14 protein-coding genes and 2 pseudogenes are annotated in these 17,466 nt (G+C 61.7%); 9 read left to right on the top strand and 7 right to left on the bottom strand.

Going from position 1 to position 17,466, the window contains the following annotated elements; genetic code table 11:
* Positions 1-40: 40 nt before the first annotated feature.
* A complete protein-coding gene (locus OBACDRAFT_RS22265) occupies positions 41-1,960 on the bottom strand; it encodes a TonB-dependent receptor plug domain-containing protein (protein WP_052362379.1) in 1,920 nt (639 codons plus the stop codon).
* Positions 1,961-2,152: 192 nt separating this feature from the next.
* Between OBACDRAFT_RS22265 and OBACDRAFT_RS22260 the strand changes: the two genes are divergently transcribed.
* The 3 genes from OBACDRAFT_RS22260 to metH all read left to right on the top strand — a co-directional run bounded on the left by OBACDRAFT_RS22260 (position 2,153) and on the right by metH (position 6,634).
* On the top strand, positions 2,153-3,277 hold the full coding sequence (locus OBACDRAFT_RS22260; protein ID WP_043589118.1) for a homocysteine S-methyltransferase family protein: 1,125 nt from the start codon (positions 2,153-2,155) through the stop codon (positions 3,275-3,277).
* Between the two features lie 119 nt (positions 3,278-3,396).
* On the top strand, positions 3,397-3,813 hold the full coding sequence (locus tag OBACDRAFT_RS22255; RefSeq protein WP_052362378.1) for a GxxExxY protein: 417 nt from the start codon (positions 3,397-3,399) through the stop codon (positions 3,811-3,813).
* A gap of 88 nt (positions 3,814-3,901) precedes the next feature.
* Complete coding sequence (gene metH, locus OBACDRAFT_RS22250) at positions 3,902-6,634, top strand: methionine synthase (RefSeq protein WP_052362377.1); 2,733 nt, start codon at positions 3,902-3,904, stop codon at positions 6,632-6,634.
* A 268-nt stretch (positions 6,635-6,902) separates the two neighbouring features.
* On the opposite strand, the gene OBACDRAFT_RS22245 is transcribed toward metH, so the two are convergent.
* From OBACDRAFT_RS22245 to OBACDRAFT_RS30955, 6 genes and pseudogenes are all read right to left on the bottom strand, one after another.
* Positions 6,903-8,660 (bottom strand): hybrid sensor histidine kinase/response regulator, encoded by a 1,758-nt coding sequence (locus OBACDRAFT_RS22245; protein WP_232767554.1) that lies wholly within the window; start codon positions 8,658-8,660, stop codon positions 6,903-6,905.
* Positions 8,661-8,760: 100 nt separating this feature from the next.
* Positions 8,761-9,096: pseudogene (locus OBACDRAFT_RS31325) on the bottom strand (PAS domain-containing protein); the annotation flags it as partial.
* A gap of 459 nt (positions 9,097-9,555) precedes the next feature.
* Positions 9,556-10,098, bottom strand: coding sequence for a chemotaxis protein CheD (locus tag OBACDRAFT_RS22240; RefSeq protein WP_043589108.1), 543 nt, complete (start codon positions 10,096-10,098; stop codon positions 9,556-9,558).
* Between the two features lie 44 nt (positions 10,099-10,142).
* Positions 10,143-11,426 carry a protein-glutamate methylesterase/protein-glutamine glutaminase gene (locus OBACDRAFT_RS22235; protein ID WP_043589107.1) on the bottom strand — a complete coding sequence of 428 codons (1,284 nt, stop codon included), beginning with the start codon at positions 11,424-11,426 and terminating at the stop codon, positions 10,143-10,145.
* Between the two features lie 15 nt (positions 11,427-11,441).
* Positions 11,442-11,753, bottom strand: a complete 312-nt coding sequence (locus tag OBACDRAFT_RS30960) for a CheR family methyltransferase (protein ID WP_064502887.1) — start codon at positions 11,751-11,753, stop codon at positions 11,442-11,444.
* A 148-nt stretch (positions 11,754-11,901) separates the two neighbouring features.
* Positions 11,902-12,375: pseudogene (locus OBACDRAFT_RS30955) on the bottom strand (CheR family methyltransferase); the annotation flags it as partial.
* Between the two features lie 173 nt (positions 12,376-12,548).
* On the opposite strand from OBACDRAFT_RS30955, the gene flgB reads away from it, so the two are divergent.
* From flgB to OBACDRAFT_RS22200, 6 genes are all read left to right on the top strand, one after another.
* Positions 12,549-12,983 (top strand): flagellar basal body rod protein FlgB, encoded by a 435-nt coding sequence (flgB, locus tag OBACDRAFT_RS22225; protein WP_232767553.1) that lies wholly within the window; start codon positions 12,549-12,551, stop codon positions 12,981-12,983.
* Between the two features lie 34 nt (positions 12,984-13,017).
* Positions 13,018-13,440: a flagellar basal body rod protein FlgC gene (gene flgC / locus OBACDRAFT_RS22220; RefSeq protein WP_043589105.1), complete on the top strand. Its 423-nt coding sequence runs from the start codon at positions 13,018-13,020 to the stop codon at positions 13,438-13,440.
* Between the two features lie 156 nt (positions 13,441-13,596).
* Entirely contained in the window at positions 13,597-13,989 is a 393-nt protein-coding gene (fliE, locus tag OBACDRAFT_RS22215) for a flagellar hook-basal body complex protein FliE (protein WP_043589103.1), read from the top strand.
* A gap of 36 nt (positions 13,990-14,025) precedes the next feature.
* A complete protein-coding gene (fliF, locus tag OBACDRAFT_RS22210; protein WP_043589102.1) occupies positions 14,026-15,624 on the top strand; it encodes a flagellar basal-body MS-ring/collar protein FliF in 1,599 nt (532 codons plus the stop codon).
* 36 nt (positions 15,625-15,660) lie between these two features.
* The gene (gene fliG / locus OBACDRAFT_RS22205) at positions 15,661-16,683 is read left to right on the top strand and encodes a flagellar motor switch protein FliG (RefSeq protein ID WP_043589100.1); all 1,023 of its coding nucleotides are present in this window, start codon (positions 15,661-15,663) and stop codon (positions 16,681-16,683) included.
* Between the two features lie 19 nt (positions 16,684-16,702).
* Positions 16,703-17,305 carry a FliH/SctL family protein gene (locus OBACDRAFT_RS22200; RefSeq protein WP_043589099.1) on the top strand — a complete coding sequence of 201 codons (603 nt, stop codon included), beginning with the start codon at positions 16,703-16,705 and terminating at the stop codon, positions 17,303-17,305.
* The last annotated feature ends 161 nt before the right edge of the window (positions 17,306-17,466 follow it).

Below are 17,466 nucleotides of genomic sequence, written 5' to 3'. Positions count from 1 at the left end.
CGTTGTGTCATCAAAACGGATGGCACCGTGGCAGTTTTTCTTAAAACCGCCACTCAATGCTTCCATATGCTCCAAACGGCAGGGCAGGGTAGCCGGTGATGGAGTCGTAGCCTTCGTCGAAGAGGTTTTCGATGCGCGCCTTGAGCGTAAGCCCGGGGCGCAGTTCGTAGCTCGTGTAGAGGCGCACGGTGACGTAGTCGTCCATCGCTGAGCTGTAGTTGTCCACGCGACCGGCCAAGAAGCTGGCGCCGGCACCAATCAACCAGACGCGCGTGGCCTGCCAGTTGACGTCGCCACTCAACACATGGCGCACGCTGTAGGGCAGACGTCCGCCGTTGTCGTCGCGTGCGCTCAGATAAGTGTAGGACACGCGGGCGCGGACCGATTCATGCGGACGGGTGGCGAGGGACAACTCGGCGCCATCGGTGGTCGATTCCCCGGGGAGATTGTAGTATTGATATTGAGAGCCGACCATCTGTGTCGAAAATTTATTGGTGAACTCATTGCGGAAATACGTGGCGCCAAGCGTCACGCGACCGTCCCAAATGTCCTGCTCAATACCGGCATCCCACCCCTTGGATTCCTCGGGATTGAGATTGGGGCTGGCGACATAGAAACCTCCGCCAAGGACGTATTGCGGGGCGGGGGCGTTGAATCCGGTGCCATAGTTGGCGCGCAGCGTTGTGTTGGTTTTTTCGATACGATAGGCCGCGCCTGTGCGCCAGGTGGCGTGGGTGTCGAATGTGTCGTAATCATCGGCCCGGAAACCCACGGTGTATTCAAGATTCCTGACTGGCTGCATCAGCACGTTGGCGTAGAGCGAGCGCAGGTCGTCGTCCATCCGCGTGCCGCTGGAGGTGTAGCGTGACCACTCGGCGTTGACGCCAGCCACCAGTTGCAGCCACTCGGTGGCCTGCCAGGTGTTTTGCCAGTCAATGATGTTGCGCGTGCTGTGCGAAGGATATTCGCCGGTGGAGTCGCTCCAACTATAGAGATTTTGCACCCATCCATAGGTGAGGCGCGAGGTGAAGACATCGGACGGATGCCAGTCGGCGTAGGCAGTTGCCAGGGTGTTCTCAAGCTCGGCGTATCCGGGCCAGGGAGACAGGATCGATCCCGGTTCCTCATAGTCGGAAGTCATGGCGCGGTAGGTAACGCCAAAGGTGAACAAGTCCGAGAGCGCATACTCGGCGCGACCCGCGAAGCTGACCTGTTTGAAGTCGTTGTAATCGCGGTCATTTTCCGTGTTCACAAGCGCGAGATTGAGCGAGTAGCTGAATGGGCCTTCGCCGTTCCTGCCGGTGGCTATGTCGCCCGAACCTGAGATGCTGGCCGAGCCGCCAAATGTATTGAACGAACCGCCTCCCGCCGACAGCACGCCCGAGGCCGGACCCTGTCCGCGCGGTGTTTGCAGCGAAATCACTCCACCGATGGCCGCGCTGCCATAAAGCACGCTCTGCGCGCCTCGCAGCACCTCCACGCGATCAAGCCCGCCGAGCCCCACTCCACCGAGCAGACTGGAGTAACCGGCCGTGAAGTCCTGCGTATTGACGCGAATGCCGTCCACCATGAACAGCGTGTGATCGGTATCCGCACCGCGGATCGACACCATGCTCTGGCTGCCGAGTCCGCCGCCGTTTTGCGGAACGACGACTCCCGGCACCGTTTGCAACGCCGTGCGCAGGTCCGTGATTTGCTGGCGCTCCATCTCTGGTAGCGAAATCACCGATACGCTGCTCGGCGTCGTTTTCACATCCTGCGGCGTGCGCGAGGCCGAGATCACCACGTCGTCGAGCACCGTGGGCTTTGCGGAGGTCGTGGACTCTGCGGCGGTTTGGGCCGGTGCGAGCGCGGCAAACGCGGCGAACGCAAACGCGGCGGCAAGGAGGGTTGTAGTTGTTCCCTTGCCGCAACATGTCTTGGGGCGGAGGGAAATTGGCTGGTCAGTGTCAATTTTCACGGAATCACAAAAATGACACCGGAGTGCCAACGACAATCCCCAAGTATGCGCGCGGATTGCACATTTTCCGTCATCCGTTGATTTGCATTAATTAAATAACATACAACATATAGGAATTTGTTGATATGTTTATTGCCTTCCGGCGAATTTGCGCTTGGTTGCACGCTCTTCTTCGCCAACACCTGTCCGTTCATGTCCGCCGCCGTCACATCTGCCGCACCGCCTTCCAGTGTCACCGAGTCACCGTCCTTCGCCGCGCTGCGCGAACTTTTTGCCAGCCGCATCGCCATCCTCGATGGTGCGATGGGCTCAATGATACAGACGCACAAGCTCACCGAGGCCGATTTTCGCGGCACGTGCTTCGACGACCATCCGCACGATCTCCAAGGCAACAACGACCTCCTCAGCCTCACGCGCCCCGACGTGATTGAAGGCATCCATGCCGCCTATTTCGCAGCCGGGGCCGACATGGTCGAAACCAACACCTTCAACTCCACCGCCATCTCGCAGGCCGACTACCACCTCGAACCCCTCGTCACCGAAATTAACACTGCCGCTGCTGCCATTGCCCGACGCGCCGTCCGGGCCACCGAGACCGCCACGCCGGGCCGCCGCTGCTTCGTTGCCGGAGCGATCGGTCCGCTCAACCGCACGCTCTCGATGTCCCCCGATGTCAACCGCCCTGATTATCGCGCCGTGACATGGGCGCAGGTCGTCGCCGCCTATACTGAGCAGATTCGCGCCCTCATCGCCGGCGGTGTGGACGCCCTGCTCGTTGAAACCATCTTCGACACCCTCAACGCCAAGGCCGCGCTCTTTGCCATCGAAGGCGTTTTCAGCGAACCTGATCCCGCGACAGGCTCCCCCCCCCCCCCCCGCTTACCCGTGATGATCAGCGTCACCATCACCGACGCCTCTGGTCGCACCCTCTCCGGCCAGACACCCGAGGCATTTTACAACAGCGTCCGTCACGTCCGTCCTTTCAGCGTTGGCATTAATTGCGCTCTTGGCGGCGTCGGCATGAGGCCCTTTGTCGAGGAACTCGCCCGCCTCGCCGAGTGCCCCGTGACGTGCTACCCGAATGCCGGTCTTCCCAACGCCTTTGGCGGCTACGACGAGACGCCCGCCGACATGGCCCGCGTGCTGCGCCAGTTTGCCGAAGCCGGTCTCGTCAACATGGTCGGGGGCTGCTGCGGCTCCACGCCCGCGCACATCAAAGCCATCGCGGACGCCGTCCGCGGACTGCCTCCGCGCGCCATCCCGCCCCGCCACACCGCTCTCCGCCTCAGCGGATTGGAACCACTCACCATCGCCTGATTTTTCAAACCAACCGCGAATGAACGCGAATAGACGCGAATAAAAAACCACAAAACTCTGCCTGTATTCCTGCCTTTATTCGCGACCATTCGCGATCATTCGCGGTTAAAACAATAACGATGAAAAACGAGCTGCTCTTCAAAAACGAAGTTTACGCCATAGTCGGCGCTGCCTTGGAGGTTCACAACGTTCTCGGTTATGGTCTCCACGAAAAAGCCTATGAGAACGCGTTGGTTCACGAGTTCGTTTTGCGCCGCATCCCCTTTGAGCAACAACCCCGATTCCCCGTCATTTACAAGGAAGTGACTGTTGCCGAGTTCATTCCCGACCTCATCGCGTTCAGACAGGTAATCGTGGACACCAAAGTCATTGACCAGATTACCGACTACGAGCGCGGACAAATACTAAATTACCTCCACATTACCGGACTCCAAGTAGGACTGCTCTTGAATTTCAAACATCAACGCCTCCAGTGGGAGCGACTCGTCTTAAGCTCACGAACCATCTCCAAACCAACCACGAATGAACGCGAATAGAAAAACCAAACACTGCCTGTATTTCTGTCTTTATTCGCGACCATTCGCGTTCATTCGCGGTTAAAAAAACACCACGCGCCGACCACCCGTGACCGACAACACCACAAACACCACTTCCTCCGCGGCCTCGACCTTCCTCCTCGTCGGCGAACGCACCAACATCACTGGCTCGCCGAAGTTCGCCAAAGCCATCAAGGCAGGTGACTGGACCGCCGCTGTCGAAATCGCGCACCAGCAAGTCGCCAACGGCGCCAACATCCTCGACATCAACGTGGACGAAGCGCTCATCGACGGCGAGGCCACGATGGTTAAATTTCTCAATCTCATCGCCGCCGAGCCCGACATCACCCGCGTCCCCGTGATGATTGACTCCTCCAAATGGAGCGTCCTCGAAGCCGGCCTTCAGTGCCTCCAAGGCAAAGGCATCGTCAACTCCATCTCGCTCAAAGACGGCGAAACCGAATTTCTCCGCCGCGCCCGCCTTCTCCGCCGCTACGGAGCCGCCGCCGTTGTCATGGCCTTCGACGAACAAGGCCAGGCCGCCACCCGCGACGACAAAGTCCGCATCTGCACCCGCGCCTACCACCTCCTCACGCAACGCGCCGACTTCCCCCCCGAAGACATCATCTTCGACCCCAACATCCTCACCATCGCCACCGGCATCGAAGAGCACAACAATTACGCCGTCGATTTCTTCGAAGCCACGCGTGTCATTAAAAAAACACTACCGCACGCCAAAGTCTCCGGCGGCGTCTCCAACGTCTCCTTTTCCTTTCGCGGCAACAACCCCGTCCGCGAAGCCATCCACACCGTTTTCCTTTACCACGCCATCCGCGCCGGACTCGACATGGGCATCGTCAACGCCGGCATGCTCGGCAACTACGACGACCTCGACCCCACACTCCGCCACCACGTCGAAGACGTCATCCTCAACCGCGACCCCGGCGCCACCGACCGCCTCATCGCCTTGGCCGACGAAATCAAAACCACTCGCGCCCAAGGAACGCCGAACACCAACTCAGCATCCTCCCCCCCCCCCCCCCTCGACGCCTGGCGCGCCCTTCCCGTCGAACAACGCCTCTCGCACGCCCTCGTCAAAGGCATCGACGCCCACATCGAAGCCGACACCGAGGAAGCCCGTTCTTCGCCAAAATATCCGCGTCCCCTGGACATCATCGAAGGCCCGCTCATGGACGGCATGCGCATTGTCGGCGACCTCTTCGGCGCAGGCAAAATGTTCCTCCCCCAAGTCGTCAAAAGCGCCCGCGTCATGAAACGCTCCGTCGCCTACCTCACCCCCTTCATGGAGGAAGAGAAAAAACGTGCCGCCGCCGCCGGTGAAGCCACCCGCACGCAAGGCCGCATCGTCATGGCCACCGTCAAGGGCGACGTGCACGACATCGGCAAAAACATCGTCGGCGTCGTCCTCGCCTGCAACAACTACGAAGTCCACGACCTCGGCGTCATGGTGCCCTGCGACAAAATTCTCGCCGAAGCGAAACGCCTCAACGCCGACATCATCGGACTCTCCGGCCTCATCACGCCCTCGCTTGACGAGATGGTCCACGTTGCCCGCGAGATGAAACGCGCCGGTTTTCAAATCCCTCTCCTCATCGGCGGCGCGACGACCAGCCCCGCGCACACCGCCGTGAAAATCGCTCCCGAATACGCGCCCGGCGCCATCCATGTCCTCGACGCCTCCCGCGTCGTTAATGTCGCCAGCGCCCTCCTCTCGCCTGACCAAAAAACCGCCTACCTCGCCGGGATCACCGCGAAGCAGCAAAAACAACGCGATGACTTCGCCGCCCGCCGCGCGAAAAAAACACTGATCCCGCTCGCCGAAGCCCGCGCCCGCGCCCTGCCCACCGACTGGACCACCGTAGACATCCCGCGTCCTGAATTTCTGGGTACACGCGTTTTTACGGGCATCTCGCTCGACGAAATCATACCCTTTATCGACTGGGGTCCCTTCTTCAGCGCATGGGAACTCCACGGACGTTTCCCGCAAATTCTCACCGACGACGTCATCGGCACCGAGGCGACCAAACTCTACAACGATGCCCAGGCACTTCTCGCCCGCATCACCGCTGAAAAACGCTTCCGTCCCCGTGCCGTCATTGGCTTTTGGCCCTGCAATGCCGACGGCGACGACATCGAACTCTACACCGACGAAACCCGCGCCACCCCTCTTGTCCGCTTCCACCAACTCCGCCAGCAATTCAGCAAAAACACCGGCGAGCACAACCTCTGTCTCACCGACTACATCGCGCCCAAAGACCCCGCGCAGAATCCGTCATGCCGCATCGACTACATCGGCGGTTTCACCGTGACGGCGGGCGACGGCGTGGAAAAACTCGCCGCCGAGTTCAAACGTGCCGGCGACGACTACAACGCCATCATGACGCAAGCCCTTGGCGACCGCATTGCCGAGGCGCTCGCGGAAAAATTCCACAAACACGCCCGCGATCTTTGCGGCTACGGACGCACGGAAAACCTCACTCCCGAAGACCTCATTCGCGAACGTTATCGTGGCATCCGTCCCGCGCCCGGTTATCCCGCCTGTCCCGATCACACCGAAAAGCCGATCCTCTTCCGACTCCTCGACACGACTGCCGCGACCGGCGTAAGCCTGACTGAAAGCTGCGCCATGACGCCGGCCTCATCTGTCAGCGGCTGGTATTTCAATCATCCGCAATCGAAGTATTTCGGCGTCGGCAAACTTGCCCGCGACCAGGTCGAGGACTACGCCCGTCGCAAACAAATGCCCCTCGCCGAAGCCGAACGCTGGCTCGGCCCGTATCTCGACTACGATCCGGCATAATTACCCTCCTCCCCCCCTTCTTCATTTTGGGTGGGGGGAAGGGGGGACATTACGGGCGGATTCCAAAAAACATTTTAACCGCGAATGAACTTGGAGCGGCTGAGCCAAAACCAAAGGACCCAAACCGTAACCGCGAATCGACGCGAATGGGCGCGAATAAAAACACACCAAAAACCATGTTCAAATAATTATGTATTTCATCAGTCTTTCTGAATTCGCGTCTATTCGCGTTCATTCGCGGTTAAAAACGGGATTTCCAAATCCTCCCTCACGTCTGATCCAAGTGCTGTCGGATCGTGGCGAGGAGGGTGCGGGTGTCGTAGGGTTTGGGGAGGTAGCAATCATTCATCGACGGGGTGCCGGGCGCGGCTTGGGGCGGGGCGTTGTAGCCGCTGGAAACAATGATCTTGAGCGTGGGTTGTTCGCGCGAAAGTTGGAGGGCGAGCTCCATGCCGGAGACCCCGCAGGGCATGACCATGTCAGTGAGAAGGAGATCAATGCGGTGCTGCGTCTGGCGCCAGCAGCGGAGGGCGGTGGTGGCGTCGTTGGCCTCGATCACTTCGTAGCCGTAGGCGCGCAGACTGGCGGCGGCGGTCTGCCGGACGCTGGCCTCGTCCTCGACGAGAAGGATCGTCTCGGTGCCGTGCAGGGAATCGCCATCGGAGGCATGACGGGAAGAGACTGACGCGGTCGCAGAGGGAGAGGAGGGAACAAGGACCGGGAGGTAAACATCAAATGTACTGCCAGAACCAATACGCGTATGCACGTCGAGCCAGCCATGGTGCTGGCGCGTGATGTTTTGCACGGTGACGAGCCCGAGGCCGGTGCCGTGCTGGCGTCCCTTGGTCGTGAAAAACGGCTCGAAAATGCGGCGCAGCGTGACGTCATCCATGCCGCAGCCCGTGTCGGTGACAGAGAGGCGCGCGTAGGAGGGGCGGGTGGCTTCCGGGTGATTGCGGCGGAGGGCGGCATCGACGGGAACGAGCGCGGTCTGAAGGGTGAGCCGCCCGCCGGCGGGCATCATGGCGTCACGGGCATTGATGCACAGGTTGATGACCACTTGCTCGATCATGCCCGCGTCAGCCTCGATCCAGAGCGGCGTCTCGTTGCCCAGGATCTCGACCTGGATGTGCTCGCCGAGGAGCCGGTTGAGCATGGTGAAAAGGTGCGAGAGCAATTCGTGCAGGTTGACGGGCTTGATCTGCGCGGGATGCTTGCGGCTGAAGGCGAGAAGCTGGCGGGTGAGCCGGGCGGCGCGTTTGGTCTCCCCTTCCAGTTCCTTGAGCGCATCGACCATGTGCCGGGGCTGGGACGAATCGCCGAGCAACATTCCGAGGAGCAGGAGCGTGGAGGTGAGGATGTTGTTGTAGTCGTGGGCGACGCCGCTGGCGAGCTGGCCGACAACCTCCATTTTTTGCGCGTGGAAAAACTGGGCTTCGAGCTGTCTGCGTTCGGTAATGTCCTGGAAGATACAGGCGAACTGCCCGGGACGCGGACGGAAGGCGAGGAGTGAAAAATGCTTTTCCCGCGAGGCAAAATGAGTGGTGAGCCGACGCTCAGATCCAGTGGTGGCGACTTGGATGAACGCTTGGCGCAGTTCGGGGTCGAGGTCGGGCAGGAAGCTGTGCAGGTTGGTTCCGATGCAGACGGCTGCCTTCATCGCAAGAATGCGCTCGGCGGCCGGATTGATGTCGATAAGCCGGAAATCTTCGATGTCGCCACGCGCGTCGCAGATGCATTCGAACAGCGTGAAACCATCCGACATCTGCTGAAAAATCATCTGATAGCGTTCCTTGATGGAGTTCGCCTGAAAAAGTTCGTCCAGAACCTCCCCGGATGCGCCGTCGGTGGCGCGGGTGGCGTCGAGTCTTGAAATACCACCGCCCGATGGTGGCGTGCCAGGGCGGGACTGGGTGCGCAGCCAGACGCCGTTTCGATGGGGCGGATGCAACGTATCGTCGCCGGCAGGCAACGGCGCGGCTGTAGTTCGGACAGGGGGGGGGGGGGGGGGGGAGGGGGCCGTCACTGGCCGGGCAGTGGGTGATGCCGATCAGGAGCGGGGTGGGGGAACGCTCGCTGGTTAGCAGGTGGCCAGACGAACGCAAACGCTGAAGCGAACCATCGGGGAGGCGGATGCGATAGGAGAAGAAAAACGACTCACGAAAATCCCGACTGCGAATCAACGCCGCCTCGAATCCGGGTCGGTCGTGCGGATGCAGGCGCAGGCAAAATGCATCCAAGTCTTCCTGAAACGTGGCGGGCGGAAGTCCGAAAAGACGCGCATGTGCGCCGGACCAAGTGAAGATGCCGCTGGTCGGGTTCCATTCCCAACTGGCTCCGAAGCTGGACGGCGAGCCCGGTGGCGTCTGACCTGTGGCACGAAATTCATGGATATCATCAGTATCTTGGATGGTGCTAATAACAAGAGGGGATCGCAAGTGAGTGTCACTATATGTCTGCATCAGGGGTGGAGGAAGAAATGATAAGAAGCCGGAGTCCATGTGGCGGCGGCTATATTTATAGTGCGATTAAAATTTGCTTATGCTGCTGCTGGTCGGTTTTCTTGGTGAGGTTGTTTTGCGTATGCTTGTTGATAATATATTGCTAATTGCAATGAATTGCGACACGAGACGGGCTTCGGAAGTGTGTGGTAGTGCGATGAAACGATGACTCTGTCGTGCCGATGTTGACAATGAGTGATTCAGCAGCCTTTGCCCTTCTTCGTCAAGCAATGTTGCGACTCCATTCCATTAAAGACGCGTGAAAATCCAATAATATGAAAAACAGGGGGGCGCGTGCCTGCTAATGCAATTTTATATAGTTAATCATTAGGGAAACAATAGTAAGAGTGAATATTCACTAATGATTGATACTATTTTTTTCAAGAACCAAGAGCGAATCGGCAAAATCGAATATATGGGTTACATCGCGGAAGAAGAGAGGGGGCCCAAGTCAATCTCTTGTGTGCGGTCGGGGCGTTTGATGGTGAGGCGGCCGGTGGCGATTTCCAGGTGCAGGGTGCGGTTGATGGTGCCTCCGAGTTCGATGTCCGTGGCAGGACAACCGTAAACGGACAGCATTTGACGGGTGGCGGAGATATTGCGCTCGCCGATCTTGAAGGTGTCGGGGCCGCTCAACACGCAGGCGCCGCCCGCCAGATAGAGACGCAGGCGGCGGCGTTCGGCCCCGATGCCGCGCAGGGAGTCGAAAAGCGCGGGCACACCCGTGTCGGCAAACATGGCGGGCTGTTGTCCGGCCTTTTCGGGGGAAAGCGCTGATTGCGGAAGCATGATGTGCAGGATGCCTCCGCCGCGCCTCACGGGATCGTAGGCCACGAGGCCGACGCACGAGCCGAGTGCGTAGGTGCTGAGGGTGACGTTGGGATTGTTGGACACCGCGAGTTCGCCAACGCCGATGATGACGCGTTGGGGGAAGAGAACTGCGGGTCCGGGTGATCCTGGCATGGTGAAGGCGAAGGGCAGGGCAGGGGAGGGGGGGGGGGAGGCGGTCAGCGGGGAACCGCGTCGGTGGCGGCGTGCAGGAGATACTCGGGGACCGCGTCGAGCGCGACCTGACGCTGGGCCGCTCCGTTTTCCCAGGCTACGCGAGGCATTCCATAGACGACGCAACTGGCCTCGTCCTGCGCGAAAGTCACGGCACCCATCTGGCGGAGCCGCAGCAGGCCGTCGGCCCCGTCCTTGCCCATGCCGGTGAGGACGCCGGCGATGGCGTGCCGCCCGGCGTGCTCGGCGGCGGATTTGAACAGCAGGTCCACGGCGGGCCGCTGATGCCAGACACGCGGCCCATCGACAATGCGCACGCGGTAGCCGGGCGTTGCAACGGATGTTGTCGTGGGCAACAGGATACGGCTGCCGCCGCCGCCATGCCACTCGACGAGCATGTGATAATTTCCCGGCGCGATGAGTGCGACTCCGGGCGTGAGTGCGTCGCCGTCGGCGGCTTCGCGCACCTCGAAGGCGCAGAGTTTGTTGAGCCGGTCGGCAAACGCGCGGGAAAACGTGGCCGGGATGTGCTGCACGATGGCGATGGGCGGCAGGCCTGCGGGCAGCCGCGTAAGCACGGCGCGCAACGCCTCGGTGCCGCCGGTCGAGGCGCCAAGCACGATGAGACGTCGCGGCGAGAGGCGTCCGTCCGCATAGACCGGGGGCGGAAGGAGCGGCAGGTCTGCCGGAGCGGGAGCTTTTTCTGTCAATCCGCCGTCGGACGCACGACCGTGCGCCCCTCCTGTTCGAGCGTCCTTCGCCCCATCAGGCGGCGGATTGGCGGAAAAAGCCGCCGCTCCGATCAACCGCGCGCCGCCGCCAAACATGGATTCGCCCGGCGCGAGGTGGTGACGTAGCAAATCGGATTTGCGCAGGCGGGCGATGGCGGCGGCCTTGATCTTGGCGATCAGTTGCGAACCGAGTTCGCCGACCGTTCCGGAATCGTCTGGCTTGCCGATGACATCGACCGCGCCGAGCCGCAGGGCATCGAGCGCCTGTTGCGAGCCGTGCTGGGTCAGCGAACTCATGATGACCACCGGGAGCGGATGCTCGGCCATGAGGATGCGCAGGAAGGTGAGTCCGTCCATGCGCGGCATTTCGAGGTCGAGGGTGAGGACGTGCGGATTGAGGCGCAGGATTTTGTCGCGCGCGATGTAAGGGTCCATCGCCGTGCCCACGACTTCGATTGCCGGGTCGCTTGCAAGTGTGTCGCTGACGATGCGCCGGACCACGGCGGAGTCGTCCACAATGAGAACGCGGATGGCGGGCGGCTTGATCAGAGACGTCACGAATTTTTCGCAGTTTTAGGATTTGGTCGTGCTCACGCCTTTGGGATTTCCGATCCCGCTTGCCCGGTAGGTTGCGGGGCGAATCATTTTCAGTGAGTGGCGGATGCCGGAGAGACTTTCGGAATGACCAACGAGCAGCCATCCGCCGGGCACAAGACGGGAGGAAAGGCGGGAGACCAATTCCTCCTGCGTAGGACGGTCGAAATAGATCATGACGTTGCGACAAAAAATAATGTGAAACGGCGCCCCCGCCGGCAGTTCTCCGGAGAGCAGATTGCCCTGTTGGAAACGCACGCGGGCCGCCACCGCGGGCCGAACGCGGTGCATGGACGCACCGCGTTCGGCCCCCCCCCCCCCCCCCCGCCGCCCGGTCGGGCACTCCCATGCCGCCGTCGCCCCGTCCCTTCGTTTCGTATTCGGTAATAAAATACGTTGAGGCCAGGGCGCGGTCGATTTTGGCCACGGACTCGGCGGGATAGAGTCCCGCGCGGGCCCTGGCGAGGATGCGCGAGGAGATGTCGGTGGCGAGTATCGACCACGGCCAGGCGCTGGCGCTGCGCAGTTGCTGGTCGAGCGTGATGGCGATGGAGTAGGGCTCCTCACCACTGGAACACGCGGCGCTCCAGACGCGCAGTTCGGGCCACTTTTCACTCGTGCGGCGCGCGAGCAATTCGGGCAGTATCAGTTCGCGCAAGGCGGTAAAATGACTCTCTTCGCGGAAAAAATAGGTGTGGTTGGTCGAGATGGCGTCGATCAGGTGGCCGATCTCCTCCTGTCCGAGGGGCGTCTGGATGAAGCGGCAGTATTCACCAATCGATGACAGCCGCGTGACGCGCAGGCGTTTGCCCAGGCGGGCGGAGACCAACTCTTTCTTCGCATCGCCAAGATTGATGCGACTGCGGCGGTAAACGAGATCGCGGATGAATTGATAGTCGGCGTCGGAAATCACGATGAGTGTGCCCTTCGCTTATCGGCGCATTCGGAGGCAAATGAAGGCATCCCCGGCAAATTCTGCCGCCAGGCGTCACGGCATGCCCGATGCTCATGTCCGGATAATATTCCCGAGAGACCAGAGTTTTTTATTACATTTATTATCAATATATTAAAAATCCATGCGCCAGCATGGCATTCGCATTGCTAACGGGCTGGGCAATGATCGAACCCGTCTTCCAGCCCGACAACTATCAGTTGGCACGGAAGCTCCTGGACGCCGCCGTGCTTCGCCAGGAGGCCATCGCCTCCAACATCGCCAATGCCGAGACCCCGGGCTTTCGCCGGCTCGATGTCTCGTCTGATTTTGCGGCGACACTCCGGGCGCGTTTCAACGAGGCCGCCGCCTCGGGTTCCGAACGCGTGCAGATGAGCGACCTGACGCCGCGCCTGATGGAGGATGCAAGCGCGCGCACCGTGCGCCCCGACGGCAATTCCGTGGAACTCGAAACCGAACTCCTGGCGATGAACCGCAACTCCGTGGAATACGATTTTCTCACCGAAGTCGTCAGCCGTCACATCAAGCAACTCCGCCTCGCCATCACCGGCAGCAACACCGCCTCCTGAGCATTTTATTCCCAATCCCAACCCTTTCCCCAAAATGAACCTCCTTTCCGGCATCGGTCCCACCTCCAGCGCGCTCAACGCGCAAAAAACCCGCCTCGACATCATCGCGCAAAACATCGCCAACGCGCACACCACGCGAGGCCCCAACGGGCTGCCTTATCAACGGCAGATGGTGTCCTTCGAATCCGAACTCACCAACAAGCTCGGCCAGATCGACGGCGTTCCCTTGCGCTCCGTCCGGGTGAGCAGCGTGAGCGGCGACACCACGGCGGGGCAGCGCGTTTACGATCCGCAACATCCCGACGCCGACGCGAGCGGCATGGTCACGATGCCCAACGTCAACCTCGCCTACGAGATGGTTGACCTCATCACCGCCTCGCGCACCTACGAGGCCAACCTGCAAGTAGTGAAAAACTCACGACAAATGGCGCTCAAGGCCCTCGAAATCGGCCGCTGATGGCCCGCTTCGCAGGAATTAAAAATTAAGAATTAAGAATTAAGAAAACGAACCCATGCACACGAACACCTCAAAACCTCCGCAACCCGAAGCGACGGCGAAGCCGCCCACTTCCTAATTCCTAATTTCTACTTCCTACTTTTTCCCCGCTCGCCCATGCCGATCATTGGTTCCATCCCTCCCATTGCCGCTGCCGCGTCGCGCGTCAGTCTTCCCGATTACTCCAGGCTCGCCGCGTCTGCCGGGCTTGCGCCCATGTCCGGTGCATCCGCTGCGTCCGGCCTGTTTCCCGCGGGCGACGCCATCGCCTCGTCATCGGGCGCGGCGGCGCTGGATTTCGGCGCGGTGTTTGAAAAGGCGGTCGCGGCGGTGAACGACAAGCAGGTCGCCGCCACGCAGGCAACCCGCGACGTTCTCCTCGGCAACAGCGACAAGCTCCACCAAAGCATGATCGCGCTGCAGGAAGCCTCCGTCGCCTTCAGCCTTATGGTGGAGGTGCGCAACAAAGTCGTTGATGGCTATCAGGAACTCATGCGCATGCCCGTCTAGCGCGCGCCTCACGCCACCTCACGCCGCACAACGCACATGAAACCCTTCACGCAATCGTTGGTCGCCCTCTGGAAACAACTCGGGCTCAACCAGCGAATCTCCCTGGTCGTCGCCGCGCTGGCGGTGATCGGCTCCGTCGCGGCGCTTGTCATCTGGTCGCGCCAGCCCGATTACCAGCTCCTCTACGGACGCCTCGCCGACAAGGACGCCGCCTCCATCATCAGCGCGCTTCAGGCGCAAGGCGTGCCCTACCGCGCCTCGGCGGGCGGAGGCTCCGTCTATGTACCCGCCAATCAGGTACACCGCCTGCGCATGGACCTTGCCGCCAAGGGACTGCCCGGAGGCGAAGGCGTGGGCTTCGAGATCTTTGACAAAGGCCAGTTCGGACTCAGCGACTTCGTGCAGCGCACCAACTACACGCGGGCTCTTCAGGGAGAACTGGCGCGGACCATCTCGCAACTCGACGGCGTGGCCCGCGCCCGCGTCATGATCGTGCAGCCGGAGAACCGCCTCCTCCTCATTGACCAAGGCGTGAAGCCCACGGCCTCCGTTTTCGTCGAGTTGACCGGACCGCGGCTCGACACCGAGGCCGTCAACTCGATCCGCAATCTCGTGGCCAACGCCGTCCAGGGACTCAAGCCCGCGCAGGTCGCGGTCGTTGACCAGAAAGGGCGCGTGCTCTCCTCCGAATTGCAGGATGATCCCACGCTGGCCGACGCCTCCAGCCAGATGCGTTACCGCCAGCAAGTGGAGGAGTATTTTGCCAAAAAAGTGGAATCGCTCCTCCTCCCCGTCGTCGGCGCGGGCAACGCCGTGGTGCGCGTCTCCGCCGAGATCGACACCGAGGCCGCCACGCGCGTCGAGGAACGTTACGATCCTGACGGCCAGGTCGTGCGCACCCAGACCAGCACGGAGGACGTGACCAACTCCAGCGAAGCGCGCTCCGGAGGCGTCGTCGGTGTCACGGCCAACGCCACCACTCCCCCCCCCGCCGACCAGGCGCGCCCCACCGTGACCAACGACCAGACGCGCAAGAACCGCACCCTCTCCTACGAAATCAACCGCACCCTCACCAACACAACCCGCTCGCCCGGCACGATCCTCGGCCTCACCGCCGCCGTTTTTATCGCCCCGCGCCCACCCGCCGCCGGCGGCGCCGCGCCCGGCCCGCGCACCGAAGCGGAAATCGCCGCCCTGCGTCAGGTCGTGGTTAACGCCCTCGGCCTGCGCCCCTCCCCCGGACGGCGTATCGAAGAACTGGTGACGTTGCAGGAAGTGCCGTTTCAGGCCGCCGGTGTGGATGATCGTATCGAACAAATCCGGACAGAGACGCGCGTGCAGGGCTGGATCGAAGCCGCCAGCCGTTATGTGGCCGTGGCCGTCGCCGTGCTGATCTTTTTCATCTTCTGGCGCATGTTGAAACGCCAGCACCCCGCGCCCGTGCCGGTTGAATTTCTCGATCAACCGCCGTCAGGCGACGGCACAGCCGGCCAGCCCGGAGCCGCCGCCACCGGGCTTGGTGGAGCCGCGTCGCGCCCCGTGCTCACGCCCGAAATGCTCAACGAACTCATCAAACAAAAACCCGCCAACGTCGGCGCCGCCCTGCGCGACTGGATGGCGACCCGAAAGACCTGACCCTCCGCCTCCCGCCCTCCCGCCGCACTCCCCGTCATGGCTGACATCGACTACACCCACCTCTCCCGCCTGCAAAAACTCGCCGTGTTCCTCATCGTCATCGGCCCCGAGGCGGCGGCTGAAGTATTGAAGCAATTCGAGGACTCCGAGGTCGAACTCCTCTGCCGCGAGATGGGCCAGTTCACGCTCATCAGCGACACCGTGCGCACGCAGGCGCTCGACGAGTTCGCACCCATTGTCGGCGCGGGGCTCCTCAGCACGCTGGGCGGCCTTGAGTTTGCCCGCCGCGCCTTGGAAATCGCACGCGGCGAATACAAGGCCGCCACGCTCCTCAACCGCGTCGGCGCCAGCGCCGCCGCCTCCACCGTCGATGTCATTGCCGACATCGCCGGGATGGAAGGCCGCCAGATTTATAACCTCATCAAGCAGGAGCAGCCGCAGACCGTTGCCTTTGTCCTCTCCTATCTCGACGCCCCCAAGGCCGCCGAAGTCTTCTCGCTCCTCGATGCCGACAGGCGAGAGGAAATCCTTGAACGACTCGGCACCATTGACAGCACCTCGCTCGGCCTCGTTGCCAAGGTGGTGCGCAACCTCAGCCGGCATTTTGACCGCAAGGTCGCGCCCGCCTTTCACCACAGCGGCGGCGTGCGCGCGGTGGCCGACCTGCTCAACGGCATCGACAAGGACGCAGCCAAGGCGCTGCTCACCCGCATCGAGGAACGCAACAACCAGCTCGGCGGCGCGATTCGCCGAAAAATGTTCAGCTTCGAGGACATCCGCCGCCTCTCCGCCATGGACCTGCAACGCGTGCTGCGCGAGGTGGACTCCGCCCAGCTCGCCATTGCGATGAAATCCGCCACCGAGGCCCTGCGCGACAAGATTTACAGTTCCCTCTCCAAGCGTGCCGCCGAGGGTTTGCGCGACGAAATTTCCATGCTCGGCCCCGTGCGCCTGCGCGACGTTGAGACCGCGCAGGACGCCATCATCCAGACCATCCGCCTCATGGAAGAGGAGGGGACCATATCCCTCGACGGCGGCGAAATCGCCATGGTCACGTAAATAAACCGCGGTGCTTGTCATGAATTCACCACTACACACCATCGCCTTTGACCGCCCGCTGACCGGCGTGGCCATCGTTGCCGCGACGCATGACAACTCCGACGAGCCCCGCCACACCGCCGCCGAACTCGCGGCGGCGCACGCCCGCGGACTCCGCGAAGGCGAACAACAAGTCCGCGCCACCGCCGACCGTGAACTCGCCGCGCTGCGTGCCAGTGTGCAGACCCTGCAGGAAGGATTGTTCAGCAAGCTCTCCGGCATGGAGCAGACCCTGCAGGCCCAGATGCGCGCCGCCCTCCCCCCCCTCGCCATCGAAGTCGGACGTCGCCTGCTCGCCGGCTACGAACCCTCTGCCGAAGTCATTGAGCGCGTATGCCGCGAAGCACTCGACCAGCTCCATCCCGAACGCGAGGGACTGGAACTCGTCGTCAGCCCGCACGACGCCGCGCACTTGCAAAAAGTCCTTCCCGCCTGGAGCGGACATTTCCCCGATCTCAAACTCACGACCGACGACACCCTTGTCACCGGCGACTGCCTTGTGCGCAGCCGCTTTGGCATCACCGACGCCCGCGGCCCGGCCCGTCTGGAGGCGCTTCGACAGGAACTGATCCCCGTCACCTAAAGCCTTTTGATTTTACTGACATCTCCCGGTAGGGAGGCCTCTCCGAGGCCTCCGAAACCACGCTCCAATCACCTATGAATTTCGCATCCATCACACCCCGCTTGCGGAGGCCTCGGAGAGGCCTCCCTACCTTGCAACCATGCACACGAAGCAAATTAACA

This window comes from Geminisphaera colitermitum TAV2 (assembly GCF_000171235.2).
GTDB classification, from domain to species: Bacteria; Verrucomicrobiota; Verrucomicrobiia; order Opitutales; family Opitutaceae; genus Geminisphaera; species Geminisphaera colitermitum.
The sequence above is the reverse complement of the archived record's forward strand: the minus strand, read 5'-3'. Positions and strand labels throughout refer to the sequence as shown.